This is a genomic window from Amycolatopsis sp. NPDC024027 (genome assembly GCF_040638975.1).
Lineage (GTDB): Bacteria > Actinomycetota > Actinomycetes > Mycobacteriales > Pseudonocardiaceae > Amycolatopsis.
Window position 1 is genome coordinate 169,560 of record NZ_JBEZYY010000021.1, and the last position, 23,734, is coordinate 193,293.

The 23,734-nt window shown below is 68.2% G+C and carries 29 protein-coding genes; 13 read left to right on the forward strand and 16 right to left on the reverse strand.

What is annotated here, in order from left to right:
• The first annotated feature begins 105 nt into the window (after positions 1 to 105).
• Positions 106 to 510: a hypothetical protein gene (locus tag AB0F52_RS39215; protein WP_360182156.1), complete on the forward strand. Its 405-nt coding sequence runs from the start codon at positions 106 to 108 to the stop codon at positions 508 to 510.
• A gap of 93 nt (positions 511 to 603) precedes the next feature.
• Complete coding sequence (locus AB0F52_RS39220; RefSeq protein WP_360182159.1) at positions 604 to 1,653, forward strand: hypothetical protein; 1,050 nt, start codon at positions 604 to 606, stop codon at positions 1,651 to 1,653.
• A gap of 97 nt (positions 1,654 to 1,750) precedes the next feature.
• Here AB0F52_RS39220 and AB0F52_RS39225 read toward each other — a convergent pair whose 3' ends face one another.
• The 11 genes from AB0F52_RS39225 to AB0F52_RS39275 all read right to left on the reverse strand — a co-directional run bounded on the left by AB0F52_RS39225 (position 1,751) and on the right by AB0F52_RS39275 (position 10,564).
• Complete coding sequence (locus AB0F52_RS39225; protein ID WP_360182162.1) at positions 1,751 to 2,221, reverse strand: pilus assembly protein TadG-related protein; 471 nt, start codon at positions 2,219 to 2,221, stop codon at positions 1,751 to 1,753.
• Complete coding sequence (locus AB0F52_RS39230) at positions 2,221 to 2,676, reverse strand: TadE/TadG family type IV pilus assembly protein (RefSeq protein WP_360182165.1); 456 nt, start codon at positions 2,674 to 2,676, stop codon at positions 2,221 to 2,223. The genes AB0F52_RS39225 and AB0F52_RS39230 overlap by 1 nt, the downstream gene beginning before the upstream one ends.
• The gene (locus tag AB0F52_RS39235) at positions 2,673 to 3,554 is read right to left on the reverse strand and encodes a hypothetical protein (protein WP_360182167.1); all 882 of its coding nucleotides are present in this window, start codon (positions 3,552 to 3,554) and stop codon (positions 2,673 to 2,675) included. The genes AB0F52_RS39230 and AB0F52_RS39235 overlap by 4 nt, the downstream gene beginning before the upstream one ends.
• A gap of 18 nt (positions 3,555 to 3,572) precedes the next feature.
• Positions 3,573 to 3,995 carry a TadE/TadG family type IV pilus assembly protein gene (locus AB0F52_RS39240; RefSeq protein WP_360182170.1) on the reverse strand — a complete coding sequence of 141 codons (423 nt, stop codon included), beginning with the start codon at positions 3,993 to 3,995 and terminating at the stop codon, positions 3,573 to 3,575.
• A 1-nt stretch (position 3,996) separates the two neighbouring features.
• A complete protein-coding gene (locus AB0F52_RS39245) occupies positions 3,997 to 4,161 on the reverse strand; it encodes a hypothetical protein (RefSeq protein WP_360182173.1) in 165 nt (54 codons plus the stop codon).
• 48 nt (positions 4,162 to 4,209) lie between these two features.
• Complete coding sequence (locus AB0F52_RS39250) at positions 4,210 to 5,097, reverse strand: type II secretion system F family protein (protein ID WP_360182176.1); 888 nt, start codon at positions 5,095 to 5,097, stop codon at positions 4,210 to 4,212.
• A complete protein-coding gene (locus AB0F52_RS39255; RefSeq protein ID WP_360182179.1) occupies positions 5,094 to 5,999 on the reverse strand; it encodes a type II secretion system F family protein in 906 nt (301 codons plus the stop codon). Before AB0F52_RS39255 ends, AB0F52_RS39250 begins: the two co-directional genes overlap by 4 nt.
• Entirely contained in the window at positions 5,996 to 7,357 is a 1,362-nt protein-coding gene (locus AB0F52_RS39260) for an ATPase, T2SS/T4P/T4SS family (RefSeq protein ID WP_360182182.1), read from the reverse strand. Before AB0F52_RS39260 ends, AB0F52_RS39255 begins: the two co-directional genes overlap by 4 nt.
• Positions 7,354 to 8,214, reverse strand: a complete 861-nt coding sequence (locus tag AB0F52_RS39265) for a carbon monoxide dehydrogenase maturation protein (RefSeq protein ID WP_360182185.1) — start codon at positions 8,212 to 8,214, stop codon at positions 7,354 to 7,356. Before AB0F52_RS39265 ends, AB0F52_RS39260 begins: the two co-directional genes overlap by 4 nt.
• Positions 8,214 to 8,918 (reverse strand): SAF domain-containing protein, encoded by a 705-nt coding sequence (locus AB0F52_RS39270; protein ID WP_360182188.1) that lies wholly within the window; start codon positions 8,916 to 8,918, stop codon positions 8,214 to 8,216. The genes AB0F52_RS39265 and AB0F52_RS39270 overlap by 1 nt, the downstream gene beginning before the upstream one ends.
• A gap of 1,100 nt (positions 8,919 to 10,018) precedes the next feature.
• The gene (locus tag AB0F52_RS39275) at positions 10,019 to 10,564 is read right to left on the reverse strand and encodes a hypothetical protein (protein WP_360182191.1); all 546 of its coding nucleotides are present in this window, start codon (positions 10,562 to 10,564) and stop codon (positions 10,019 to 10,021) included.
• Positions 10,565 to 10,946: 382 nt separating this feature from the next.
• Between AB0F52_RS39275 and AB0F52_RS39280 the strand changes: the two genes are divergently transcribed.
• Positions 10,947 to 11,345, forward strand: a complete 399-nt coding sequence (locus AB0F52_RS39280) for a prepilin peptidase (RefSeq protein WP_360182194.1) — start codon at positions 10,947 to 10,949, stop codon at positions 11,343 to 11,345.
• Between the two features lie 90 nt (positions 11,346 to 11,435).
• On the opposite strand, the gene AB0F52_RS39285 is transcribed toward AB0F52_RS39280, so the two are convergent.
• Entirely contained in the window at positions 11,436 to 11,771 is a 336-nt protein-coding gene (locus AB0F52_RS39285) for a DUF6355 family natural product biosynthesis protein (protein ID WP_360182197.1), read from the reverse strand.
• A gap of 337 nt (positions 11,772 to 12,108) precedes the next feature.
• Between AB0F52_RS39285 and AB0F52_RS39290 the strand changes: the two genes are divergently transcribed.
• Positions 12,109 to 14,361, forward strand: coding sequence for a tetratricopeptide repeat protein (locus AB0F52_RS39290; RefSeq protein ID WP_360182200.1), 2,253 nt, complete (start codon positions 12,109 to 12,111; stop codon positions 14,359 to 14,361).
• Positions 14,362 to 14,399: 38 nt separating this feature from the next.
• Entirely contained in the window at positions 14,400 to 15,695 is a 1,296-nt protein-coding gene (locus AB0F52_RS39295; protein WP_360182203.1) for an FAD-binding protein, read from the forward strand.
• Positions 15,696 to 16,189: 494 nt separating this feature from the next.
• Here the strand turns inward: AB0F52_RS39295 and AB0F52_RS39300 are convergent, their stop codons facing one another.
• Positions 16,190 to 16,384, reverse strand: a complete 195-nt coding sequence (locus tag AB0F52_RS39300; protein ID WP_360182206.1) for a DUF397 domain-containing protein — start codon at positions 16,382 to 16,384, stop codon at positions 16,190 to 16,192.
• The gene (locus AB0F52_RS39305) at positions 16,381 to 17,232 is read right to left on the reverse strand and encodes a helix-turn-helix transcriptional regulator (RefSeq protein ID WP_360182209.1); all 852 of its coding nucleotides are present in this window, start codon (positions 17,230 to 17,232) and stop codon (positions 16,381 to 16,383) included. Before AB0F52_RS39305 ends, AB0F52_RS39300 begins: the two co-directional genes overlap by 4 nt.
• 174 nt (positions 17,233 to 17,406) lie before the next feature.
• Between AB0F52_RS39305 and AB0F52_RS39310 the strand changes: the two genes are divergently transcribed.
• The 5 genes from AB0F52_RS39310 to AB0F52_RS39330 all read left to right on the forward strand — a co-directional run bounded on the left by AB0F52_RS39310 (position 17,407) and on the right by AB0F52_RS39330 (position 19,837).
• Complete coding sequence (locus AB0F52_RS39310; protein WP_360182212.1) at positions 17,407 to 17,634, forward strand: hypothetical protein; 228 nt, start codon at positions 17,407 to 17,409, stop codon at positions 17,632 to 17,634.
• 503 nt (positions 17,635 to 18,137) lie between these two features.
• Positions 18,138 to 18,569: a hypothetical protein gene (locus AB0F52_RS39315; protein WP_360182215.1), complete on the forward strand. Its 432-nt coding sequence runs from the start codon at positions 18,138 to 18,140 to the stop codon at positions 18,567 to 18,569.
• Positions 18,566 to 18,787, forward strand: a complete 222-nt coding sequence (locus AB0F52_RS39320; protein ID WP_360182218.1) for a hypothetical protein — start codon at positions 18,566 to 18,568, stop codon at positions 18,785 to 18,787. Before AB0F52_RS39315 ends, AB0F52_RS39320 begins: the two co-directional genes overlap by 4 nt.
• Positions 18,784 to 19,557, forward strand: a complete 774-nt coding sequence (locus AB0F52_RS39325) for a Scr1 family TA system antitoxin-like transcriptional regulator (RefSeq protein WP_360182221.1) — start codon at positions 18,784 to 18,786, stop codon at positions 19,555 to 19,557. The genes AB0F52_RS39320 and AB0F52_RS39325 overlap by 4 nt, the downstream gene beginning before the upstream one ends.
• 13 nt (positions 19,558 to 19,570) lie before the next feature.
• Complete coding sequence (locus AB0F52_RS39330; protein WP_360182224.1) at positions 19,571 to 19,837, forward strand: hypothetical protein; 267 nt, start codon at positions 19,571 to 19,573, stop codon at positions 19,835 to 19,837.
• Between the two features lie 46 nt (positions 19,838 to 19,883).
• Here the strand turns inward: AB0F52_RS39330 and AB0F52_RS39335 are convergent, their stop codons facing one another.
• Entirely contained in the window at positions 19,884 to 20,606 is a 723-nt protein-coding gene (locus AB0F52_RS39335) for a GntR family transcriptional regulator (protein WP_360182227.1), read from the reverse strand.
• A gap of 24 nt (positions 20,607 to 20,630) precedes the next feature.
• Positions 20,631 to 21,131, reverse strand: a complete 501-nt coding sequence (locus AB0F52_RS39340; RefSeq protein WP_360182230.1) for a UTRA domain-containing protein — start codon at positions 21,129 to 21,131, stop codon at positions 20,631 to 20,633.
• A gap of 182 nt (positions 21,132 to 21,313) precedes the next feature.
• On the opposite strand from AB0F52_RS39340, the gene tgmA reads away from it, so the two are divergent.
• From tgmA to AB0F52_RS39355, 3 genes are read left to right on the forward strand one after another with little or no spacing between them, the layout of a single operon-like run.
• A complete protein-coding gene (tgmA, locus tag AB0F52_RS39345) occupies positions 21,314 to 21,643 on the forward strand; it encodes a putative ATP-grasp-modified RiPP (protein WP_360182233.1) in 330 nt (109 codons plus the stop codon).
• A complete protein-coding gene (gene tgmB / locus AB0F52_RS39350) occupies positions 21,643 to 22,596 on the forward strand; it encodes an ATP-grasp ribosomal peptide maturase (RefSeq protein WP_360182236.1) in 954 nt (317 codons plus the stop codon). The genes tgmA and tgmB overlap by 1 nt, the downstream gene beginning before the upstream one ends.
• The gene (locus tag AB0F52_RS39355) at positions 22,593 to 23,732 is read left to right on the forward strand and encodes a methyltransferase domain-containing protein (RefSeq protein ID WP_360182239.1); all 1,140 of its coding nucleotides are present in this window, start codon (positions 22,593 to 22,595) and stop codon (positions 23,730 to 23,732) included. The genes tgmB and AB0F52_RS39355 overlap by 4 nt, the downstream gene beginning before the upstream one ends.
• Positions 23,733 to 23,734 lie beyond the last annotated feature (2 nt).

Here is a 23,734-nt window from a genome sequence, read left to right on the forward strand (position 1 = left end):
GAGTTTGCTCGGCGATCGCAGACCGAGGTCAGGACCTTGACCTGGTAGAGGCGGGCTCGCTCGATCACGTGGAGAATCCGACCGAAGGTCGAGATTCCTGACGGGATGCCGATGTTGTTGGCAGATTTGTCTCCCAATGAACAGGCGTGCCCGTGGCGCTGGCTGAGGTGCGGTCGTTGGGTCCGCGCGGCGGTTGCGCACCGCCGAGACCCGCTGCGGGTCTATCTCGACTACCGCGCCGCCCGCTGGCCGGCCACGGCGAACCCACACCTGTTCATCCAGTACCGCCGTGCCAACCACCTCGGCCCGGTCCAGATCGAGTGGCTGGCACACCGACTCGGGCTGTCTACCCAGGCACTGCGGGAAGACCGCATCGTGCACGAAGTGCACGCCAACGGCGGCGAGGTCCGCCGCCTGTGCGGCCTGTTCGGCTTGTCCATCAGCGGCGCTGAACTCTACGCAACCGTGCTCGACGTCAGCGATCCCGGCGAGCCGAAGACCCACCCGTAGCCCTCCGCGACCGGTGCAGGTCTGATGAGAGCCGACTCCGCCGACCGCGAAATACAGTGGGCCACGCCACCGGCGGCGTGATCGAATGCATCGGTGAACGAGGACTGGGCTCAGCAGCGCGAGCAGAGAGATGCGGCACGGCGTGCGGCGATGATGGCGCTGCCCACGGTCCGGGCCCGTCACCACGCCCAACTCATGGCGCCGCAGCAGGGTGACGTGCGGGTATCCGCGTCGGTCGGCCCATCGGGCGAGGTTGTGGCGCTGTGGTCGGCAGCCGAGGACCTCTCGGCGTTGACATCGACCACAACACAGCCGGGATGGGCCACGTTTCCCGATCCCCAAGCGCCGCGACCCGCCACGGCACGAGTGACCGTGCACGCACCGGACATGGCTGTCGCCGCTCGCATTCCCAGTCTTCCGCTGGCGCACCCCTCGGTGCAGCCGCTGCCCGGCGGCCACGTCCTGGTCGTGGGCGCCCGGTGCCAGTGGCGGCCAGACGGCCCGGACCGCAACGCGATCGTGTACGACTCCACCGGAGCGGTGCTGAGCGAACACACCCTCGGCGACGGCATCGAACACGTCCAGACCACCCGCCGAGGCGAGATCTGGGTGGGCTACTTCGATGAAGGAGTCTACGGCAACTACGGCTGGGGCGATGCGGACAATGAGCCGCCCCTGGGATCGTGTGGGCTGACCCGCTTCTCCGCCACTTTCGCCCAGGAATGGCGATACCCGTCGCACGAGGACAACACGTGGGGCGCGATCAGCGACTGCTACGCACTCAACGTCGACGGCGACACAGCATGGACCTGCTACTACACTGATTTTCCCATCGTACGGATCCACAATGGCACAGTGACTGGATGGCACAACGACATCCATGGCGCCAAGGCCCTCGCCGTAGGTGGGTCTCACATCGCGCTGTATGGCGGTTATGGGCCCTGCCATGACAGGCTGGTCGTAGGTGTCCTGAGCGACGATCGACTGAACGTGACCGGCGAGTATCGGCTCGTCCAACCCGACGGGCAGCCACTGCCCGCGACAGCGCAGGTCGTCGGCAGAGGTTCTGACCTCCACCTTCTCGTTGACGACAACTGGTTGCGGCTCAACATCGACGAAATCCCCGTCGAACCGTCGCACTGAGCCAGATGGGAACGCCGTGGCCAGCCGATTCTGGTGAGAGCACGAGCCAGTTCGGGAACTCTGGGCATGTCCTACAGCTTCACAAATGCCGTGCACGTCAGTTCCCGCCAATCCCTGCTTCAGAATTCGCGAACCCACGGTCTTCCTCGGTGACGCCGCGCTGGGGGTGGGCTGCTCCGCTGCCGTGGGCGCTGATCGACAGGATGCCGATGAGCGACAGCAGCTGGGTGCGCTGGCTGGTTGTGACGGTGACGGTCACGGTGTCGACCGTGGCCGTCACCGTGCCTGTGGCCCCGATTCCGGCGAGGTACTGGCGGGCGAGGCCGTCGGCTTCTGCGGGGACCAGCCGGACCTCGCCAGTGGCCCGGTAGGCGGCGAGGTCGATCGCTTGCGCGCCGGCACGTGCGGCGGACTCGGCCTGGCCGGTGGCTTGGACCTTCGCGGCGAGCGCGAGGCCGCCGTCGAGCCCGAGGCCAGCCAAGACCACGAGTCCGAGCACCAGCACCACGAGGAACGCCGAGACCTGGCCGTCCTCTGCTCGCCACCACGCCACACGGCGGATGCCCATCACGCGCCTCCGGTTGGCTGGGAGCGGTAGGTGTCGACGACTTCGCTGGCCGTGGCGCTGAGCGTCCGGCTGCCGGGGACTCCGAGGACGAGCGCCTGGCCGAAGTCGACGGTGCAGCGGACGCTGACGACGACGGTGCGTCCCGGGCTCGCCGAGGTCGTCGTGCTGACCGCGGCGTCGCGGCAGACCAGCCCGGCGCGCGCCAGCGCCGAGATGGCGGTCGCTTCCGCCGCGGTGACAGCTGCCGTCGGCGTGCGCTGCAGGCTCGCGGCGCGCGCGGCCTGGTGCGCGGCGTCGTCGAGCCGCAGCCGCGCGTCGACGCCGCGATGAACGACCACGGCGACGAAGACCAGCAGCATGACCAGGACCGGCGCGATCAGGACCGCCTCGGCGGTCACCGAGCCGCGCTCGCCGCGCCACCAGCCGGCCGCGCGACGGGGCTGTGCCGCGGTCATGGAACCGGCTCCGCGAATGGCAGTTCCCACGGGAACCGTCCCGCGCCTGTCAGGTCGCGAGCTGCGGTGACGTACGCGAAGACGGACTTCGGCAGCTCCTCGGCGACCTCGACCATCGGGCGGATCGACGCGGCGTGCAGCTCGGTCTGGACGGCGCTGGTGTGCTCGACGAGCTCGGCGTGGCGAAGCTTGGCTTCCCATTCTCGGGTAAGCGTGACGCACCCTTGGAGGTGGAAGACCAGCTCGTCGAGCAGAGTGTCGAACTCGGCGATCACTGTGGCGGTCGTGGCCGCGAGGTCCGCCTCGCCCGGTATTGCGGCGAGCCGTGCGGCGTGCCGGCGAGCAGCGGCTGTCCGGGTCAGGCGGGTCAGCGCGTCCCAGACCGCGTGGTGAGCTCGGTCGGGCAGCTCGGGGTCGATCCAGTTGCGTGCCGGGGTGGCATGGAGTTCGCCGGTGAGGTCGATCAGGAGTCCGGCCGTGTGGTGCGCCGCTGCGCCGAGGTCGGCGAAGTCGTCACTGCGGAGGAAGAACTCACCGGGAGACCGCTCCAGCGGACAGCACCGTCCGTGCTGATGCTGGTGATCGGTTGGGAGACAGGCCGCGGTGATGCCCGCGTCGCAGAGGCCGCTGAGCACGAGCGCGATGGCACCGCCGACCGTTAACGCGCCGCCGAGGGTCTCCGCGGCTCCCGTACCCAGAACCAGCGTAAGGACCAGCAGCCCTGCTACGCAGCGAGTCGAGAGAAGTCGCGCGAGGAGGGCGCGAAGGACCTGCCAGCGCCACCGGTTCGTTGTGACAGTGGGGTTCCACAGCATGATGTCCGGGCCGTCGGCGAAGTCGCCGACAGTCACCGCATCCGGCTTGTGCAGCAGTGACATGGTTTCTTCCACTTTCGATCAGGCGTCCGGCACGAACCTTTCGACCTCGCCTGCAGTTTCTGCGTGCACGTGCAGGTGCACACCGGGCAGAACAGCAACGGCCTCGCCCTGCACGCTCACCGACACCGAGGTCGCGGTCCGCGCCACCTCGACGCGCGACGACCGCAAGGGACCGCGTACGAGGTCGTCGAGCAGCCGTTGGGCGGCGGTCTGGCCGGCCGCGGCTGTGCCGTCCTGGGTACGCGCGGCGGCGATTCCCTCGGCGGCGGCCGCTTGCGCGACGTGAGTCGCGTGTGACCAAAGGGCGAACTGCACGATCGCCAACAACGCCAGCAACAGCAGCGGGGTCGCGATCACCATCTCGGCGGTGACCGCTCCTCGATCCCCTGCCAGCGCGCGCCCGACGCGCCGCCGACCGCGGCCGGCCAGTGTCGATTTCACGTCAGCCGCCGAGGTCGATGCTGTTGGCCTTGGCGGTCAGCTTGGCGGCGATGATCGCGATCAGCGCAATGGCGAGCACGGCCATGAGCGCGGTGACGATGACCGTGGTGGTGATCTCGCCACGGCTGTTGTCTTTTCGCAACAGGAGCACTCGGGCGGAGATCAAGCTACAGAGGGTTCGGCAGTAGGTCAGCATAATGTCTCCTGTGGATGGTCAGAGTCCGTTGAGGACCTGGGTGACAGCCGGGTAGGCGATGAATCCGAGGAAGCCGAGGAACAGCAGCGTGACCGGCAGGGCCATCCGTTCGGTCGCGGCTTGAGCGTCGGCCTCGGCGTCGGCGACCAGGTGGGTGCGCAGCGCCGCAGCTTTCGCGGCCAGGGAGGTTCTGACCTTGGCGCCTTCGGTGCCGGCGAGTGAAATCGACGCGGCGAGCTCGGCGAGCTCGGCGACGTCCAGTTCTTCCCCGAGCCGCCGCAACGTCGTCCACGGCGCGGTGCGGGTCAGCTGAGCGGCGTCGAGGGCGCGGCGCAACTGGCCGAAGGCGCCGCCGCGACCGACGTCCGCAGCAGCTAGGAGCGCCGCTTCGACACCGGAGCCGCCAGCGAGGGTGATCCAGACGAGGTCCAGGAACGCTGACAGCGCGGCGCGGAACTGTGCACGTGCTCGCGTGGCCTTGCCGCGGACCTCGATTTCGGGAGCGATGAACCCGGCTGCCGCGCCCACGAGTGCGAGCACCAGCGGCACTTCGAAACCGAGGGGCACGCCGAGGACCGCGAGCAGGCCTTGCAACAGCAGCGGCGTCAGCAGACCGGCGCAGGCCAGCAGCGCCTTCATAGCCAGGTGGGTGTCAGCGCCGCGGCCCACGACACGGAGATCGCGAGCCAGCTGACCTCCGGGTAAGCCGAGCGCGCGCAGGCTGGGTAGGAGAGGCCGGGCCAGGGCGGTGGCCCATGGTGTCTCGGTGACCGCCGCGACCGAGCCGATGTCGTCCGTCGGGTCGGCGAACCTGCCCCGAAGCGTGGCTTGCGGCGGGATAGCCCAGATCACGACCAGCCAGAGGCCGAGGCCGGCTCCGAGTCCGAAGAGGATCGCGGCGGTCATGCGCGATCACCGCCCCACGACGCCGCGGTGGCAGTGGTCGGTTCGGGCTCGGGCGGGTCGGCCAGCGAGAGCACCCGGGCGGTGGGGCGGCCGGCGGCGATCCGGGTCAGCCAGGCGAACCCGCTGCTGAACAGCGCGCCGATGATGAGCAGGACGGCCTGGCCGAGCGGGCTGTCGTAGGCGGTGAGGTAGGCGCGGTTGAGCACCACGACGCCGATGGCGAACGCGATCGTGGTGGCGACGACGACCCGCACCGAGGTGCGGGTGCGGGTGCGGCCGGTTTCCACGCGCATCCGCATCGCCGCCTGCGCTCGCGCGGTTTCCGCCAGCGAGCCGAGCAGGTCGCCGAGCTGGCGAGCGTGGTGTTCGGCCGCCAGGACCAGCGAGGCGATGACCAGGTCCGCGGTCGGGTCGGCCAGCTCCTCGGCCAGACGTCGCAACGCCGGCGCGAGCCGATGCCCGCTCCGCAGCCGCGCCGCGAGGCGGCCGACGTCCTCGCGGATCGCTGTGGGTGCGAGCGGGGCGGTCGCGAGGATCGCCTGCTCGAGGCCGGCCGCGGCCGAGAGTGTGTCGCGCAGCATCTCCGTCCACGACGCCACGGCTTCGATCCGCGCGACCCGACGAACGTGCGCACGGTCGGGCCCGACCAACGCGGGCAAGAACCACGCCGCGGCCGCGGCAAGGACTCCCCCGACGACCCAGCCGGTCATCGCGCCGGCCAGCAGGCCGACGCCGAGCGCCACGCCCGATCGGAGCACGAAGGTTCGATCGGCTCGCCGCCATGCGCTCCGGGCGGTCAGCGCGCCGGACGGTAGCTGCGGCTGGCGGAAGCCGACGATGACGAGGAGCAGGCCCACGGCACTGCCGAGTCCGGTGAGGCAGCCGATGAGGGTGCCGGTCATTTCGCCCACCACCCCTCCGGCGCGGCAAGGAGGTCCGGGTCGAATCCGGCGTCGACGAGGTCGTCGAGCGTGTCCGCACGCAGCGCGCCCGCGACCGGACGCGCTCGGAGGCCCGAGCCGGGGCGGTAGACCTCGTTGGAGACGATGGTTCCGCCGTCGGCGTCGACGACCTCGCGGATCGAGGAGACGACCCGGGTCGTGCGATCGGCTGCCTTGGCCAGGTGCACGACGAAGTGCACGCTGGAGGCCACCAGCAGCGCGGTCGCTTCCAGCGAGAGCCGTTCGGCGCCTTGGGCGGCATACGACGCCAGCCTGGTGAAGGCGATCTTCGAGCTGCTCGCGTGCAACGTCGCCATCGAGCCGTCGTTGCCCTGGGACATCGCGTTGCACATCGGAATGACCTCGGGCCCGCGGATCTCGCCGACGATCACGCGGTCCGGGGACATCCGCAGGCCCCAGCGCACGAGCTCGGCCTGGCTGATCGCGCCCGCGCCTTCGACGTTGGGCTGGCGGGCCTGCAGCGCCGTGACGTCGGCGTGCAGGCGCGGATCGAGTCCGAGGCCGAGCTCGAAGGCGTCCTCGATGGTGACGATGCGCTCCAGCGGATCCATCTCGGCCGCCATCGCCCGCAGCAACGTCGTCTTGCCATACCCGGCACCGCCGGTGATCAGGACGTTCTTGCGGGCCCGCACGAGCGCGCGCAAGAACCGCTCGAGGCCGACGTCGAGGGTGCCGTGGCGCCGCAGCTGGGCAAGGCTGGTGGTGAGGTAACCGTGACGGCGGATCGAGCACGCCGTGACCCCGCCGGCGGTGAGCCCAAGCACCGCGAAGAGGCGCTCGCCGCCTGGCAGCTGGAGGTTCAGCGCGGGCGAGCCGCGGTCGAAGCGGCGTTCCTCCGAGGACGCCCGCGCAGCGAGGGTGCGGACGAGGTCGGTCAGCTCGTCGTTCGAGGCGGCGACCGGGGCGACTTGGGCGCGGGTGCCGTCGGCGTACTGGACGAAGACGCGGTCGAAGCTGTTCACGTTGATGGTCTCCACAGCGGGGTCGTCCAGCAGTGGCTGCAGCCCGCCCAGCCCGAAGACCTCGTCCAGCACCGCTTCGACGAGCAGCGCCTCGGCTTCCGGTGCCAGCAGTACCCGTCCCGCTTGCAGCTCGGCCTCGCTGTGCGCGGCCACCGCGGCGCGGAGAACGTCGCGGGCCCAGTCGCGGCGCCGCACTGCGGTCATCGGCTCCGTTGCCGCGCCGGCCCGGCTCGGCAGCTCGTCGGCGAGCGTGCGCCGCAGAAACTCCCGCAAGCGTGCTTCCGGGCCGGAGTCGGTCGCCGGCTCGGGCCGGCGGTGTTCGTCGAGAACCGTCATGACCGGATGTCCTTCCCGGAAGATCTGGGTTGGGGGTGGCCGTTGTGCACGGCTGGCGGAAGTACGCGGACGCCGGACGCCGCCGTGGGCTGGGCAGGCACTCCCGGCACCTGCTGCACGAAGTCCGGGACGGGCTGGGACGGCCCGCGAGGGGACCCTTTGGACAGGGCCTGAGCGACGACGCTCGCGACTCGGATGAGCCCACCTGTTCGCCGTCGGCCGGTGGCTGCTCGGCCGGTGTACCGCGCGGCTGCGCTCGGGTCGTCGGGAATTCGCGCCATGACCGGGATACCCAGCTCGCGCTCGACGGCGTGGGTTGAGTGTCCGTGCCCGGCGAGCACCAGACATGCCCGGGCAGCTGTGTGGCCCAGCTCGTGAACGCGGGTGGCGAGGTGGGCAAGCTCGTCGCTGTAGGTGCCGGAGATCAGCAGCAGGACATCCGCGTGACGGATCACCGCTTCGGCGGGCGAACCCGGGTCCAGGCGGCCGCAGTCGGCGAACATCGTCACCGCCGGCCGGTGGGCCGTGCCGTAGAGCGGCGAGTTCGGCAAGGTCAGGGTGCTCAGCGCGGCGCGCGCCTGCTGGCCTCCCGACGGGCCCGGCATGACCTGGATGCTGCCGGGAAGCGGTTGGGTGTGGTTCCAGATGACGTCGGGATCCACTGGCTGTCGAGCAGCCGCGGCGAGACTGAGCAGGCCAGGCGATGTGGTCAGGCCGAATCGCTCCGCGAGGTCACCGCCGGCGGGATCGCACTCGACGACCACGCGACGGACGTCGGCCGGCCAGCTCGCGGCCAGGGCGAGGGCGAAGGTGGTGACGCCCGGCGAGCCCTTCACGCTGGCGAGAGCGATCAACATCAGCGCTCACCGCCCGCGAGCATGACCAGCGACACCTGGCCGACCGGCACCCGGGCGACCGCAAGCGCGGCATCGCCCAGGAGTTGCAGCGAAATCACGGTGGTCTGGTCGGACTCCGCTTTGGCCAGCCCGATCACGGTGGCAGGCCACATCTGCCCGCTCTCTGGTGCCGACGGCGACGAGACAGCTTGCGACGATGGCGCGGTGACCACGACGAGGGCCGGCGCTCCGGCTGCGACCTCGAGCGGGAACTGCCCCGGCTTCAGCGCGACCGCCACGATGGCGTGGCCTGCGGCAGGGACCGCGGCCGGGCCGACGCTGCCCGGGGTGAGCAACGCTCCCGGGCTGAGACTCGTCGCCATCGGCCGGCCGAGCACGGCGGTCACTTGCTCCGCCGGCACGGTCGCGATCGTGTCGGCGGCCGCGATATCGACCTCGCGGACGTCGCTCCGCTCCAGAACGTGTCCGACGCTCAGCGCCCGGGCGACAGCCAGCACTGGGACCCGGCCCTGCGCGCTGGTGGTCCACCACAACGCGCCGCCGACGGACGCGAGTACGAGCAGGACACCGACGAGCAGGTGCGGCAGACGACGTCGCGCCCGTCGACCGGTCGACACCGCGGCCAGTCGGCCTTTCTTCCCCAGCCACGACACGGAACCGGTCTCGGTTCCCGCACCATGGTCATCGGTACGGATGCTGGTCACGAGGTGCCTCCCAGGCATGGTTGAGCCACGCCGTGCACCTCATGGCAGCTGGTGCACAGCTCAAAGCGGGGATGTGGATGCGAACCCGCTGTCGACAGCCGGTTCGGTTGGTCAGCGGCGCCCGGTACCGAGCGCCTGGATCTCGGCAACTCGGAAAGCTGCCGCCGCCGACGTGGTCAAGTCGGGGAACGTGCCGCTCGCTCCGGCTCCGGACCAGGTCACAGTCCAATGGATCGTCGCTCTGACCGGAAACTGCTGGGCGGGTGCTGTCGCCGACGACCGGCGATAGGTGTGACCGCAATCAGGGGACGCAGCCGAGGCGTCTCCCCCGGCCTCGAACGGGGTTCCCGGGCCGGAGCAGGTCACGGTGTCCCCATCGCCCGTCGACCAGGAGACGGACTTCGGTGTCGCCACCGCTGTCACCGATACACCAGGAACGGCCGCCGTCGCCTGTCGCGTTCCCCAGCTGTCGCGGTCCAGCCACAGCCAGGTCGGCAGGCTCACCAGTTTGTCGCCGGGCGGGTTGGCTTCGATATGCGGAGACGGGAAGCGCAGCCGAGTTCGAGCTTGCTCGGCCAGTTCCTGCGGAGAGGGCAGGGCCGTTCCAGCAGGAGCCGCCCCGTCGGGGAGCCAAATCGGCGCTCGGTACAGACCATCGTGAAAACCCGGACCGGTACACCGGTAGACGTACCACGCTCCACCCTGCTGTGCGGCGAGCTTGCTTGCGCGTGGAAGCGGCGCGGACGCGAGAACGACTGGCGGAACAGCTCGCGCAGCACCGCGGAACGCAACGGTCTGGATGCCGTCGGCCGGAGGCTGGAAATTGCTCCGGACGTACGAGCAGTCCGCCACGGGCGAGTTGCCGCCGACGATCCGGTCACCGGGAAGCGGGGTGGACTTTCCACCGCCGCCTTTCCGGCTCGGCTCGTCCGGCACCCGGCCGTCGCCTCCCGGTGCCTTTCCGGTTTTCCCGGCTCCGAGTTGGCAGTAGGGCGATGGCTCTTGGGCACAGTCGACAGAACCCCAGCCACCCGCCGACGCGCTGGCCGCCGGACTCAGCAGCAGGGTGACGATCACTCCGCCGACAGCCGGAGCTCGCGTCAGCATGTCCCCACGTCCTGAATCGCGAAGTCGACGACCTTCCAGGAGCCGTCTACGGCCTTCTTGACCTTCGCGTCGATGTGGCGACGTCCGCTCGGCCCGTCGTCGGCCTGCCGGCCGGTGTCGGCACGGTACTTGAGCCACTGGCTGTCGTCCCCGCAGTCGACGATGTCGACCGTGGTCGGAGCAGCCGGGGGCTCGACGGACTCAACCATCGGATGGTTGACCGGTTTCCCCTTGGTGACGAGACCGTTGTAGTGGTCGGCATAGAGACCGCGCGAAATCCTCGACAGGGCGTCGCCCGTGGCGTTCAACGCGAGCTTCGGCGATTGCCAGTCCGAGGTCAGGGCGGCATCGGCCATGTCACCCCACATGCCGAGGTACGCCGCCACCGCGCGCTCTTTCGCTTCGTCTACCGGCTGGGGTAGCACGCTCCTCGTCGCCGCGGTACTCGAAGGCATCGGTGGTCCACTCGGCGCGGTGGAGCTGCAGGCTTCGAGCAGCAACACCAAAGAGACACCGATGGCGCCGTGACGCAGATTCATGAGGTCCCCTCCCTTGGGAATGATCAGCTGGCCGCCATGTCGCCGACACCACCTCCCTAGAAGTTCACTCGTTGGTGGGACGAGCAGTGCGGTCGGCCAAAGAGCTGGCCAGCATTGCTTCGTGGGGAGAGGCATCAGCGACAACTCGGCGGCGCCACTGTGAACGGTTGGCCTGCCATCATCAGCGCGGTAGCGGGCTTCGGTCTCGGGGCCGGGGGGAAGCCTGATCACCAAGCGGTTCTCCAGTCGACCGACGCAGATCGCGTCGTCGTGGTGGTTTGGCGCGTTCGTCACCGCACTGGTACTCGCGATCCTCGCCTGGCGGGCCGGCTCCCGGGGCGAACTGCCGGTCTACGCCTTCGTACTGGTACTCGGAGTTCCGTTGTCGATCATCGACTGGTTCGAACATCGTTTACCTCGAATCGTCGTCGTGCCGCAGCTGGCGGGCGCCGCACTCGGTCTCACATTCCTGTGCGCGGCGCGTTCGGACCCTGGCACCGGGCTTCGTGCGCTGTGGGCGATGCTCGCGGGAGCAGGCTTCTACCTGCTGCTCGCAGTTCTGGTCGAAGGCGGTGTCGGCTCTGGAGACGTTGGCCTCGCGGCCGTGGTCGGTCTGGTTACCGGTTGGTCCGGCTGGGCCGAGCTGGCCGACGCGGTTGTGCTCGCGTCGCTCATCGCGTTGGCCTTTCTGCTCGTACCGCGCAACCGAGCGAGCCGGGCTGTGCCGTTTGGTCCGTGCCTTCTCGCGGGGATGACGGCGATGCTCACGGTCGCCGCCTGATTTCGCCGACAACAGCGCGTCGTTCTTCGGGGACGAACGGCAACGACCGCCCTGCACTCCTCTCGCACGAGAGCGTCGCGCCCTGTGGCATCACGCGGGGCCGTAGTACCCCGGGCCGCACCCCACTCCACCGTTCCACCAAGCGCCGATCACCCGCCAGCGGATCACGGGCTGGATGTTCGTGGTTCCCGGCCCGACGCAGTAGTGATACAGGTTGAAGAAAATGTCCTGAACGTCGAGCATTACCGTCGACCCGGAACCGTTATCACAATGGACATACTCGCCTCCACCGATGTAGCCGCAACCAGCGGATTCCAACCTCTCCGACACTGGCAGAGCTGACGCTTCCATCGCCACGGAACAACCGATTGACACAACGACCGCCCCGATAACGGAAGCGCGCCGAAGATACGTCGAAATGGACATCTGCTTCTCCAAAGGTCTCGAGTTCACCAGAAGGCCACGCAGGTGTCAGCGCGACCGGACAGGTGGAACATCCGAAGAGTGCGGCGGAGCGGTCACAGACCGCTAACCGCGCACCGTTCCCGATGTCACCCGTCTGGTGTCACAGACTGAGCGATGATCACTTTCAGTACTCGACCGTCCACCTCGCGGACGATCTTGCTCGCGGCGTCCCGCGACTTGCCTGTCTCGAAGCTCCCGCGGCGCTACCCTCGTTGCCGAGGGGTACGTATCCGTCGCTCGGTGCTTCCATCCCAGGATCTGCTGGAGCGACCGCGATTACCAGGGGGTTTCTGTTTTCATGTACAAGAAACATGAAACATGGGGACCGGAAGTCGAGAGCCGAAAGACTTTCGGATCCGAACTTCGAGATGCGCGAATCGCTCGCGGGCTTTCACTGACTGAACTGGCCGCTCGCACTCACTACAGCCGGGCTCACCTCGCCAACGTCGAGCATGGCCGTCGCGCCGCGACCACGGAGCTGGCTGAGGCTTGCGACAACGCACTCGAAGCCGATGGCGAACTGCTGGCCCTGATTCCGCATCCACGCCAGAGCGATTCGCAAGCCGCGGTAAGTCACCCCGCACAACTGCCGGCGGCGCCAGGCCGGTTTGTCGGGCGAGGCGCTCAGCTGTCGGCCCTCGACGCGGTCTCGGGTAAAGCAGACCGGCTGTCGATCGCGATCGTCCACGGGCCACCCGGAGTCGGCAAGACGACCCTGGCCCTCTACTGGGCCCATCGGCAGATCGACCGCTTCCCAGACGGCCAGTTGTTCGCGGATCTGCGCGGCCACTCGGGACACCAATCACCGGCGAGCCCCGCCGAAATCCTGGAAGACTTCTTGATTTCCCTGGGACTGACTCCCGCGGACGTACCTTCCACAGAGGAGAAGCGAGCCGCGCTGTTTCGCACGATGACACACGACCGCCGCATCCTCGTCGTGCTCGACAACGCGGTTTCTTCGGACCAAGTACGTCCTCTACTCCCCGGCGCGGCCGGCAGCACGGTCCTGGTGACGAGCCGGGTCATGCTCACCGCGCTGGTCGTACGCGCGGGTGCGACGCAGCTGGCCCTAACCCCCTTCACCTCCGACGATTCGCTCCGTTTGCTACAGGAAGTCGTGGGCTCGCGGGTCGACGATGAGCCGGCGGCGGCGCAAGCCGTCCTCGACCGATGCGGCCACCTCCCGCTCGCTGTGGCGGTCGCCGCGGAACGGATCGCCGCGCACCCCATCCGGCTGTCCGAGCTCGCCGAAGACCTCGCCGAAGAGCGCCAGCGGCTCGCCGCTCTCGCATCGGATGAGGACGCCGATGTCCGGGCCGTCTTCTCCTGGTCCTACCGGGCGCTGCCGACTTCGGCAGCGCGGATGTTCCGGCTGCTCGGCCTGCACCCTGGTAAAGAGATCAGCATTCCTGCAGCCGCGGCGCTCGCCGACATGCCGCCAGACCAGGCAGCGCACCTTCTTCGCACACTCGCCACGTGCCACCTCGTCGAAGAGGCCGGCCGGGATCACTTCTGGCTGCACGATCTGCTCCGGGTCTACGCATCCGAGCAAGCCCTCGCCGTCGACGCCGCCCAAGAGATCGAGCGAGCTCAAGCACGTGAGCTGTCGTGGTACCTCGACACCGCCGCCGCGGCCGGGCGCGCTCTCGAGCCGTTCCGGCCGCCGACCTCCGATACCGCGCTACCTGGCTACGCCGAGGCGTTCTCCTGGTGCGAGCAGGAACTGGCCAGCTTTCCATCGGTGGTCGGACTTGCTCTCAGGATCGGGCGCCCTGATCTTGCATGCCACCTTTCGCAAGCGCTCTTTTCCTACTTCCACCTCCGCAAGCCGTGGACGATCTGGGAACGCACCTACCACCTGGGCTTGGAGGCCGCGGTCAAGCTCGGCGACCCCTGCCTGCAGGCGGACATGCTGACCGGCCTCGGCCTCGTCGCACTCGGCTTGGGAAACCCGGAAAACGGCCGCGATGCGTTTCGCCGAGGACTGGACCTGTTGGAAAACGAAGGGGAACCGACCAGGTCGGCGTGGTGCCACATCGGCATCGGGCTCGCGCACGCGGACATGGAGGACGTCAGCATGGCCAGGAACGCGCTGGAGCGCGGCATGGTGATCCACCGCGAACAGAACGACCGGCACGCAGAGTCGGTGGCTTTGGTGCATCTTGCCGACCTTTGCCGGGGAGAGAAGCACACCGAAGACGCGCTCCGGTACGCCGATCGCGCGCTGTCCCTCTGCAGGTCCATCGACGACAAGTACGGCGAAGGGCTCTCGCTCTACCAACTGGGAACAACCTACCTCGCCGCCGGCATGCTCGACGACGCGCTGCACCGGCTCGAAGAAGCCCTTTTCGTCCAACGAGCCGCGCATGACGACAAGGGGCAAGCCGACACCCTCTGGGCTCTCGCGCGAACGTGGATTGCACGCGGCGACAGCACCATGGCGCGCTGTCGGCTCGAAGAGGCCGCGACCATCTTCGAACAGCGGGGCGATCCCGCCGAAGCCGTCGTGCGCGCCAGCATCGCCAACCTGGAAGACGGGACAACCCATTGACTTCGAGCGTCTTTTCCCACCTAAGTCTCGACGGCACGATGGTCACCGATCCCGCCGCGACGGCCTTCGCGGCGGCCGACTTCGGCGGCATCGTCAACCACCCACCTCGCGCGGTTCTCCGCGCCGGGTCCATAGCCGACATTGAAGCCGTCCTGCCCGTCGCTGCGGCCAACAACATCGCCGTCGTGCCCCGCGGGTGCGGCCACACCAGCCTGGGACAGGCGCAGGTGCTCGACGGCCTGGTCATCGACCTGACCGCCCTGAACGAGGTTCACGATCTCACCGAAGGCCAGGTGACCGTCGACGCAGGCGCGACTTGGAACTCACTTCTCGCCCGCACGCTCAAGCACGGGCTGACCCCGCGCGTCCTCACCGACTACCTGGGAACCTCTGTCGGAGGCACGCTGTCAGTGGGCGGAATCGGCGGTACCAGCCATCGGTACGGGGTCCAGACGGACAACGTGCTCGCGCTCGATGTCGTCACGGCCGACGGGGTACTCCGCCACTGCTCACCAACAGAGCTACCCGACCTCTTCCACGCCGTGCTGGGAGGCTTCGGTCAGTGCGGCGTCATCGTGCGCGCCACCCTGCCGTTGATCCCGGCACCCGCGCGCGTGCGGCGCGTCAAGGTCTACTACCCCACCATCGACGAGCTGCTCGCCGCTCAACGCCGCCTGCTCGCAGCCGGCCGATTCGACTTCCTGCAGGGCGAGATCCTGCCGACCCCGGACGGCTGGGTGTACATGCTGGACGTCGCCTCGTATTACACGCCGCCCCAAGGGCCCGACGACGACCTGCTCGTTACGGGGATCGGCTTCGTAGCTGCCCGCGACAAGATCGAGGACTTGAGCTACTGGGAGTTCGCCACCCGCCTCGACGAGACCGTGACGTACCTCGAGAGCACCGGCGAATGGCAAGCCCCGCACCCGTGGCCCAACTTGCTGCTGCCCGATGCGGAGCTCGACGCGTTCACGAGCGAAATCATGGCCGACCTCGAACAGGCCGACCTGGGCGCGTCCGGCCTGATCCTCATCTACCCGATGACCACCGCGGCGTTCGGCACCCCGCTCTTCCGGATACCCGAAGGCAGCACGGTCTACCTGGTCGCCGGGCTTCGCTTCGCGACAGACGCAACGAAAGCCCAGGAAATGATGGCCGGAAACCGGCGGTGGTACGACTCCGCGGTCAGCGTGGGCGGCGCCAGTTACCCCACTGGAGCCATCCCGTTCACCAGTGCCGACTGGACACGCCACCTCGGTGCGGCGCAGGCAGCGCTCGCCGAGGCGAAATCTCGATATGACCCGTCGAACCTGTTCCCGCGCCGTTTCGCTTGATCCGACCGGGCTCACCACCGAGCCAAGGTTCACACGCCAGCACGACCGCGACCATCGGCGGGCCCCATCGGCACCTGACTGGTCCGAAAAAGGATCGCCGCAGGACCACACCGATGTCCCTAGCCAAGGCCGTCAGGAGGGTATGCATGCCGAGCACTCAGCTTCACCCGATCCAGCCAACAGCACGCCGACGCTGGCACGAGCTTCACGTCCCCCGGCCCGGCTGGCCGCTGAGCAAGCAGGAGCAAACCCCAAACGGCGCCACCGGCGAGGGCACGGGGCGCCGCTCGCGACGACTTGTCCGGCGCTGGCGGTGCGCGAGGTCGCTTCCGTGTTCACCCGATCATGGTCGGCCAACCTGGACACACCTTGGGATGCCGCTCAGAGCCACACACACAACACGGCGATCAGCGCGCAAGAGGTCTCGATCCTCGCGCGCTGATCGAGTGCTGGTCCTCCGCACCTGACAGCCAATAAGGCGTTCAGCCGAGGCCCTACCGTCCGATCTCTCGGAGTAGCGCTCGCCAAGACCGTCCCGAAAAGGCCAACTGCCCCTCCTCCGGCGCCTTGCTGTCCCGGACGTCGACCACCGAACCGGGTTCGACGTCGAGCCGCACCTCGACACAGTCACCTTTGTCCGGGCTGTAGCTCGACTTGAACCACTTGCCTGGTTCGCGCCGTACCGTCATCCCTGCTCCAATTCCTGTCGAACCTCCGCGATGAGCTCCACGGTGGACGCGGGACTCATCGCCTTTTCTCGCACCGCATCGGCGGCGCGCCGGTGCCGTGCGATGTCTTCTGGCGAGCGCAGTGTCAGGCCACTACCGTGCAATTCCAAGCTCACGATCGGCGGGGCCTGATCAGACTCGATGAGCGTGAAGCTGCCCACGAGCAGTGGCGACCAGCCGGCCGAGTACGGCACGAGCCTGAGTTCGACGTTGGGCAGCTCACCCATCTCCATGAGGTACTGGAGCTGATCAGCCCACACGGCCGGCCCGCCGATGCGATACCGGATCGCGGCCTCCCCGAGCACGACCTCAAGTCGCGCCGGGTTCCGGCGCGTGATCAGGTCACGCCGGCCGATCCGGGTCAGCACACGCTCCTCGATCTCTGACTCTGGCACACCGGCCTCGTGCATCTGCGTGCGAATCGCGTCAGCGGTCTGCAACACGCCGGGGATTACGAGCGGCGCGAGGTGCGTGACTTCGGTGGCGGTTCGCTCCGCGGCGAGCAGCTCTGCCAGTTCGGCGCGCCGCTCCGGCAGCGTCACCGAGAAACGGCGCGGCTGGCCAACACCCGCAGCAAGCGCAAGCAACCGGTCAGCCTCCTCACCCTCGATCTCCAATGCGTCGATGATCGCCTGCACGTCGTCCACCGACGGCGTCCGCTCGCCGCTTTCCCAGCGCGAGACGAGCCCCGCACTGGTCTGGCCGATGAGCGCACCGAGCCTGCGCTGCGAGACGCCGCGAAGATCGCGCGCAGCGCTGATCGCTTCGCCGAGCGGAGAGGCCGCGTATTTGCGGGTGATGCCAGCCATGCATCAGATGCTACGACAGCCAACAAGCAGGTTGAGCGGTAGGCATCGACAGCAGCAGTTCACCCCATCGGGTCCTTGCGCCCACCGAACACTAGCGATGACACTGATGCGCATCAGTCGTCATCACCTGTCATCACTTGACAGCGGCGAAAGCAGCCTACCGGGGAGCGGATCGTGTCCGAACTCAGCTGGATCAGACGCGTCGTCATCCCGGCGCGAAGTCTCGACGGCTCAGCGAGCCAAGCCGTCGTCGGCGTGTTGGCGACGAATGACGGCCCGAAGCGTGCGGTCATGGTCGGCCACGACGGTGACCCAGTCGTCTTACCGCGGCAAGCCATGGCCGAACTCGTCAGTCACGCCCGCGCAGTGCTGACCGAGAACATCCCCGAGGACCGAGCATGACAGCCACGTCTTCGGCTGGTCGGGCTGCTCCAAGACGCTGCAGATGTCGCCGTTTGCCCGGGAATCACCTCTGATCAGCCCGGCCGGTGCGCTTGCCCCCGACCCAGCGCACCGGCCGGGTGTTCCACGTTCCTTCCGATCCAGCTTGACCGCGGAGATTTCACGATGGCTACAGCACCTACGAGACGCCGGACTCCCCCACGCCTGTTGTGGGTTACCGAGGCGTCGACCGGCACCAACCACCTCGTCACGGACACTGCTTTCGTGGACGGAATGCGAGCCGCCGGCTCGTACCGCGGGATCTGCGGTGCCCAGTTCTCGGCTGCGCCGATGATTTCTCCTTCGCGCTCGACGTGCCCGGGATGCCGTGGGTGCCTTGCTGTCGATCGGACCTCCTGCCGAAGCAAACCACATGGCACCTCATGGTGGCGACGCCTGCGACGGCACAGCTCCCGGCACTTTCGACGGAGGAACGCCGCCACTTCACCGTGTGCGGAGGCACCATGACCGCCCCTGATCGGTGGGACGAAGCTGTCATCGCTCGGGAGATCGGCAGCGCGGCCATCAGCGAGTCGCGCAACGACGGCTGGGAATGGCGCGCCACGCCGGCTGGTTCGGACGAACCCAAGTTGTTGGTCGGCCGCCGGACGACCCATGCTGACCACGACGTCGTGCGCATCGAGATGTTGAAGACCTCATCGCACGCGATCGGGACCCGTTTCGCCATGGACAACTGGGCTGATCCGACGATGTGGCGCACTGAACTATCCCGGGATGGTGGAGCACGGTGGCGTCAACCTCAATCACCTGGCCGTCCGAAACCGACCTGGCCTTCGCAGAACACCCGGACTATGTCCGCCTCTGCAGGGTTCTCGTCGGGCTGCACCGACTCTCCGATCGGGACAGACCTGTCGTCATCTCTGGAGCTGGGATGACCCGCGACACCCAGAAGCTCGTCGACGTTCTCGAAGCGACACAATTGCGAATTTCCCTGCTTGTCGTCCAGCTTCGAGACGGCACCGCAACACCGGACGAACACCACAAGCTCGCTGACGAGGTCGGCGAACTACCCGATCTGCTCCGCTCCCACGGCGATGACATCGCTGCCGGGATCATCCGCGCAGACCACGACATGGAACGAGAATGCGCATGACTAAAGCAAGTCCTTGCCTTCCGGCTCTGCTCGCCCTGAGTGCCTGCTTGCGTGAAGCCCGAACCTCAGAAGGACTTGGGCTGCGCAGGTTGGCAACCAAGCTGGGTGTCTCGGCCCAAGCTTTGTCCCTCTGGGAGACAGGAAAGCGCGCTCCGGCGATCGAGGACGTGGCTCATATCCTCGGGTTTCTCCGAGTCAGCCCGGCGGAGTACAACCGGGTCATGCGGCTCCGGCGCCAGCTCGACGACCCGGTTTCCATCGGATCCCTCGACGCGGGCTCGGCCAGCCAGCGGCGAGCCTTGGAGGAGCTCGCGGTCCGCACCTTCGAATGGGCACCGCACGTAGTCCCGGAACCGCTCCAAACACCGGAGTACATCCAGGCGATCGCCCAGGATGCGGCGGGGCAGGTTGACCTCGACCAGGCGATCTTCGAACACCAAGTCCGGCAGCTCGACCAGGGCTGGACCGGCCACCGCACCGTTCTGGTGGGTGCTGCGGCCTTGGTCCCGGCGATCGAACCGCAGCTACAAGCTCTTCGGGCAGCCGCCGACCTTCCTGGCCTGGCGATCAGGATCGTCCCTCCGAGCGCGGCGAAACAGACCGATCCCTTCACCATCTACGAAGGCCGGGGGAAAGTCTTCACCGTCGCGTTGCGACACCAGGACAACATCATCTTCGTCAGCGAACCCGACGCAGTCCAGAGCTACCGCTCGACGTTCAAAGCTCTCGAACGCCGGTCAGTCACCTGCGCCGACTTCCGGTCTCCCTGATCGGGGCATCGCGATGGCCGCACTGATCTACCTCGACGCAGAGACCGTTCACCCAGTCATCAACGGCGAGTGGCACCGGCTTGCGGGAGCACTCGAAGCGGTAGAAGCGATCACCACGCTGTGCGGTATCTCCGACACTCCGATGTTCATGCCGTTGAGCGAACGACGAAGCCACGGCATTCCCCGGCAGTGCGACGTATGCGACACGATTTACCGGCGGGGCCACGGCATCCCGCTACGACGGGACCGGCTCAACGGCCGTCGGGCCGCTCAACAGTGAACCGACGCATCGAGCTGACCGACCTGCCAAGACGGCAGCAGGCGTTTCAGTCCGGGCTGATCTCTTGACGGTAGAGCAGCTCGTAGTGGTGCGCGCCCTTGATCAGCACTGAGGCTTCGACGGGTCGCTGCCGGTCGCTGTAGATCGTGCGCAACTGCCGGATCACGGGTGTTCCTTCGGGTAGTTCGAGCGTCTCGGCTTCGTCCACCGTGGGTGGGCGGGCCGAGATGCGGTCGACGAAGCTGCGTTGCGGAAACCCGAGATCAGCCAGGACGCGCGGGGCGCCGCCGGGAATCTTGGCGCGCTTGGCCAAGCTCGTGCCGGCGGCGATCTCGACCGGGTAGCAGGAGACCGACAGCTCCACCGGCTGCTCGTCGTGAACGAGAATCCGGCTCCGGATGATCGCGGTAGCTCCAGCAGTCAGTTCCAGGGCTTCGAGCACGTCGGCATGAGGGACGACTTCCTCGACCGTGACCAGGCGATAGCGGAATCGGCCGGGTTCGGGGGCGATGTAGGCGGTGGCGTCGATGACGAACGGCTGACGATCGCGGACGTAGACGCCTTTGCCGACGCGGCTGTCGAGGAAGCCTTCGGCCTTCAACGTCGACAAGGCTCGTTGGATCGTGGCGTTCGCGGCGGCGTAGTGGGCGACGAGTTCCGCGGTCGAGGGGAGCTGAGCGCCGGCAGCGAGGTCGCCGCGCATGATCCGGTCGCGCAGCTCGGCGGCGATCTGCTGGTGCCGCGGCCGGACGTCACGCGTGCGGGGCAAGTCCAGCTCCTCGGTGCTTGGTGATCACGGGGTCAGCTCGTAGCGTAGGCGCCGCCCCTCGGCGACCATCGTCATGACGCTCGCCTCGACCGCGACGCCGTCTTGGTCGAACAACACCCGCGACAGCTGCAGCACACACGCCGGATCATCCAGGTGCAGCTCGGACTGCTCCTCGGCGGTCGCCAGGCGAGCGACCACGTCCTCCCGAACCCGCTGCGGCTGATGTCCGAGCTCGGCCAGCAGCGCGACAGCGCCACCCCGGATCTTCCGGGGCTCCGCCAGCCGAGTGCCCCTGGCGAGCGCCGGCGGGTAGTAGGACTCGACGAGTTCGACCGGGTGGTCGTCGAGCAGCATGACGCGGCGGCGGAGGATCACCGGCTCGCCGGCGTCGAGTCCGAGGGCGTCCGCGACCGCTGCGGAGGCCGGAACCTCGCCGGCTTCCACAAGCCGCTGCGTACCGGTACCGCCGTGTTGTGCTGCTTCGGCGCCCCAGGCGTCACCCGGCTGCCCACTCACGTACGGCATCGACACGCTTGTCCAAGCGCTGTCGCCGACCATCTTCCGCGCCCTTTCATCCCGCTGCATCACCACCGTGACGATAACCCGACCTGCTGCGTGCCGTTGACCGCCACGCCGCCGATCTTGTCACCTTTCGGATATCGAAGTAAGGTCGCAAACAATCGTCGGCTGCTACGAAGGAGACGCCCGTGGACATCGCCTTCGATCTCACACCGGATGCCAACCCGCTCGCTCCGGCCGGCACCCAGTTCGCACTGGCCGGAGCGACTTTCACCGAGCGCCGCGACGACGTCGCCTCTCCCGTCGGCGTACGGCCGTTCGGCCTTCGACGCGCCACGCCGGCCGGGCCGGGCGTGACCTTGCCCGCGTGGCGGTACGACCCGGAGACCCAGAAGGCGGTCGACGCGACCGGACAGCCGCTGATCGACCTGCCGTGGATGGGGCCGCCGACGGCGAACACCACGTCGAGCGTCGACGGCGAAGACGGCCCCAGCGCCGAGGACTGGAACAACGACTGATGACCGTGCTGATCCTCGCCGCGGAACACGACTTCAGCGCCGACCGCATGATCGCGGCACTGGAGCACCGTGCCGTCCCGGTGGCGCGCGTGGACACCGCCTGGTTCCCCCAGCACACGACCATCGACGCGCGCCTGGACAACGGACGCTGGGTGGGCACCCTCGTCACCAGCGGGCGGACCATCGACCTGCAGGATGTCCGCTCAGTCTGGTACCGCAACCCCTCGGCCTTCGACTTCCCGGCGGCACTATCGGCGACCGAACGGCACTGGGCGATGAGCGAAAGCAAGCTCGGCGTCGGCGGCGTCCTCACCGCCCTGCCCGTGCTGTGGATCAACCACCCGGCCCGCAACGCCGACGCCGCCTACAAGCCCGTTCAACTGGCTGTCGCGGCCCGGTGCGGACTGACGGTCGCCGACACGCTCGTCACCAACACCGCGGCCGCGGTCCACCGGTTCGCCGCCAGCGGCGCGACAGTGACCAAAGCGTTCGGCGCGGCGGCGATCATCGAGAGCGGCGGCCGCAAGACGACCTTGACCCACCTGCTCGACGCCGCCGACCTCGCGGACCTTCGCGGTGTCGAGGTGAGCGCGCACCAATTCCAGCGCTGGATCCCCAAGGCCTCCGAGGCACGCCTCATCGTCGTCGGCGACCAGATCTTCACCGCCGCGATTCACGCCGGCAGTGCCGCCGGCTACCTCGACTGGCGCAGTGACTACGGCGCCTTGCACTATGAACGCATCGACCCGCCGTGCGACGTTGTCGCCGGCGCGCTGGAGTACTGCATCGAGTTCGGCCTGCTCTACGGCGCCTTCGACTTCGTCATCCGGCCCGACGGCGCATGGGTGTTCCTCGAATGCAACGCCACCGGCCAATACGGCTGGATCGAAGACGCCATCAACGCCCCCATCACCGACACCATCGCCGACCTCCTCGCCAAGGGAGCCGCATGACAGCCGGTTGGCCGGAACTGGCCCACGGCCTGGCCGACCAGCTCGCCGACGGCGGCGTCCTGCGCTCCCCGGCCTGGCGCGCCGCCCTCGAACAAACTCCGCGGCACGTGTTCGTCCCGGCGTTCCACACCCAACGCGCCGACGGCACCTGGGCGACCACCACCGACGGCGATGACCGGTGGCTCGAACAGGTCTACCGCAACCAGCCCCTCGTCACTGCGCTCGCCACCACCACTGCCGGCCACCAGGTCACCATCTCCTCTTCCACCAAGCCCGGCTTGATGATCCGCATGCTCGAGGCCCTGGACATCCACGATGGACACCACGTCCTCGAGATCGGCACCGGAACCGGCTACAACGCCGCCCTGCTCTGCCACCGCCTCGGCGACCAGCTCGTGTACTCCGCCGACATCGGCGCCGACCTCGTCACCGCCGCCCGCCAACGTCTCGCCGGCCTTGGCCACGCCCCCGTCCTCGCCGTCACCGACGGCACCGCCGGCCTGCCCCAGCACGGCCCCTACGACCGGATCATCGCCACCTGCTCCGTCCCGGAAATCCCCTGGGCCTGGGCCGAACAACTGCGCCCCGGCGGCCTTCTGCTGGCCGACCTCAAACGCACCATCCACGCCGGCAATCTCGTCCTGCTGAAACGGCACGACGATCGCCTGGAAGGCCGGTTCCTCCCCCACTGGGCCGGCTTCATGGCCATCCGCCACACCGACACCGCACCCGAAACCCACCAGCCCCCGATCGACCCCGACACCGGCACGCCGACCACAACACAGATCGACCCGCTGCCATGGACCTCCCCCGTCCCCTGGTTCCTCGCCCACACCGACCTCCCAGCGGAAATCGGCTTCGGCTACCGCGGCGCAGGCCCCGAATGGGCCGTCTTCACCGCACCCGACGGCTCGTGGTGCACCGTCCGAACACAACCCGACAACCACGGGCAGCGAGACGTACTCCAGAACGGACCGACCGCAATCTGGGACCGCGTCGAAACCGCCACCCACGCCTGGACCCGGCTCGGCCGGCCAGACTGGGAGCGACTCGGCCTCACCGTGTACCCCGACCGGCCGCACCGCGTCTGGCTCAACCAGCCCGACAGCCAAAACCATTGGGACATGCACAGCTGACG

Coding starts and splice junctions, on each gene's coding strand:
- AB0F52_RS39215 (WP_360182156.1), top strand. CDS start 106: ATGCCGATGTTGTTGGCAGATTTGTCTCCCAATGAACAGGCGTGCCCG.
- AB0F52_RS39225 (WP_360182162.1), bottom strand. CDS start 2,221: ATGGGCATCCGCCGTGTGGCGTGGTGGCGAGCAGAGGACGGCCAGGTC.
- AB0F52_RS39230 (WP_360182165.1), bottom strand. CDS start 2,676: ATGACCGCGGCACAGCCCCGTCGCGCGGCCGGCTGGTGGCGCGGCGAG.
- AB0F52_RS39235 (WP_360182167.1), bottom strand. CDS start 3,554: ATGTCACTGCTGCACAAGCCGGATGCGGTGACTGTCGGCGACTTCGCC.
- AB0F52_RS39250 (WP_360182176.1), bottom strand. CDS start 5,097: ATGACCGCCGCGATCCTCTTCGGACTCGGAGCCGGCCTCGGCCTCTGG.
- AB0F52_RS39255 (WP_360182179.1), bottom strand. CDS start 5,999: ATGACCGGCACCCTCATCGGCTGCCTCACCGGACTCGGCAGTGCCGTG.
- AB0F52_RS39260 (WP_360182182.1), bottom strand. CDS start 7,357: ATGACGGTTCTCGACGAACACCGCCGGCCCGAGCCGGCGACCGACTCC.
- AB0F52_RS39265 (WP_360182185.1), bottom strand. CDS start 8,214: ATGTTGATCGCTCTCGCCAGCGTGAAGGGCTCGCCGGGCGTCACCACC.
- AB0F52_RS39275 (WP_360182191.1), bottom strand. CDS start 10,564: ATGAATCTGCGTCACGGCGCCATCGGTGTCTCTTTGGTGTTGCTGCTC.
- AB0F52_RS39285 (WP_360182197.1), bottom strand. CDS start 11,771: ATGTCCATTTCGACGTATCTTCGGCGCGCTTCCGTTATCGGGGCGGTC.
- AB0F52_RS39290 (WP_360182200.1), top strand. CDS start 12,109: ATGTACAAGAAACATGAAACATGGGGACCGGAAGTCGAGAGCCGAAAG.
- AB0F52_RS39295 (WP_360182203.1), top strand. CDS start 14,400: ATGGTCACCGATCCCGCCGCGACGGCCTTCGCGGCGGCCGACTTCGGC.
- AB0F52_RS39300 (WP_360182206.1), bottom strand. CDS start 16,384: ATGACGGTACGGCGCGAACCAGGCAAGTGGTTCAAGTCGAGCTACAGC.
- AB0F52_RS39305 (WP_360182209.1), bottom strand. CDS start 17,232: ATGGCTGGCATCACCCGCAAATACGCGGCCTCTCCGCTCGGCGAAGCG.
- AB0F52_RS39315 (WP_360182215.1), top strand. CDS start 18,138: ATGACCGCCCCTGATCGGTGGGACGAAGCTGTCATCGCTCGGGAGATC.
- AB0F52_RS39320 (WP_360182218.1), top strand. CDS start 18,566: ATGACCCGCGACACCCAGAAGCTCGTCGACGTTCTCGAAGCGACACAA.
- AB0F52_RS39325 (WP_360182221.1), top strand. CDS start 18,784: ATGACTAAAGCAAGTCCTTGCCTTCCGGCTCTGCTCGCCCTGAGTGCC.
- AB0F52_RS39330 (WP_360182224.1), top strand. CDS start 19,571: ATGGCCGCACTGATCTACCTCGACGCAGAGACCGTTCACCCAGTCATC.
- AB0F52_RS39340 (WP_360182230.1), bottom strand. CDS start 21,131: ATGCCGTACGTGAGTGGGCAGCCGGGTGACGCCTGGGGCGCCGAAGCA.
- tgmB (WP_360182236.1), top strand. CDS start 21,643: ATGACCGTGCTGATCCTCGCCGCGGAACACGACTTCAGCGCCGACCGC.
- AB0F52_RS39355 (WP_360182239.1), top strand. CDS start 22,593: ATGACAGCCGGTTGGCCGGAACTGGCCCACGGCCTGGCCGACCAGCTC.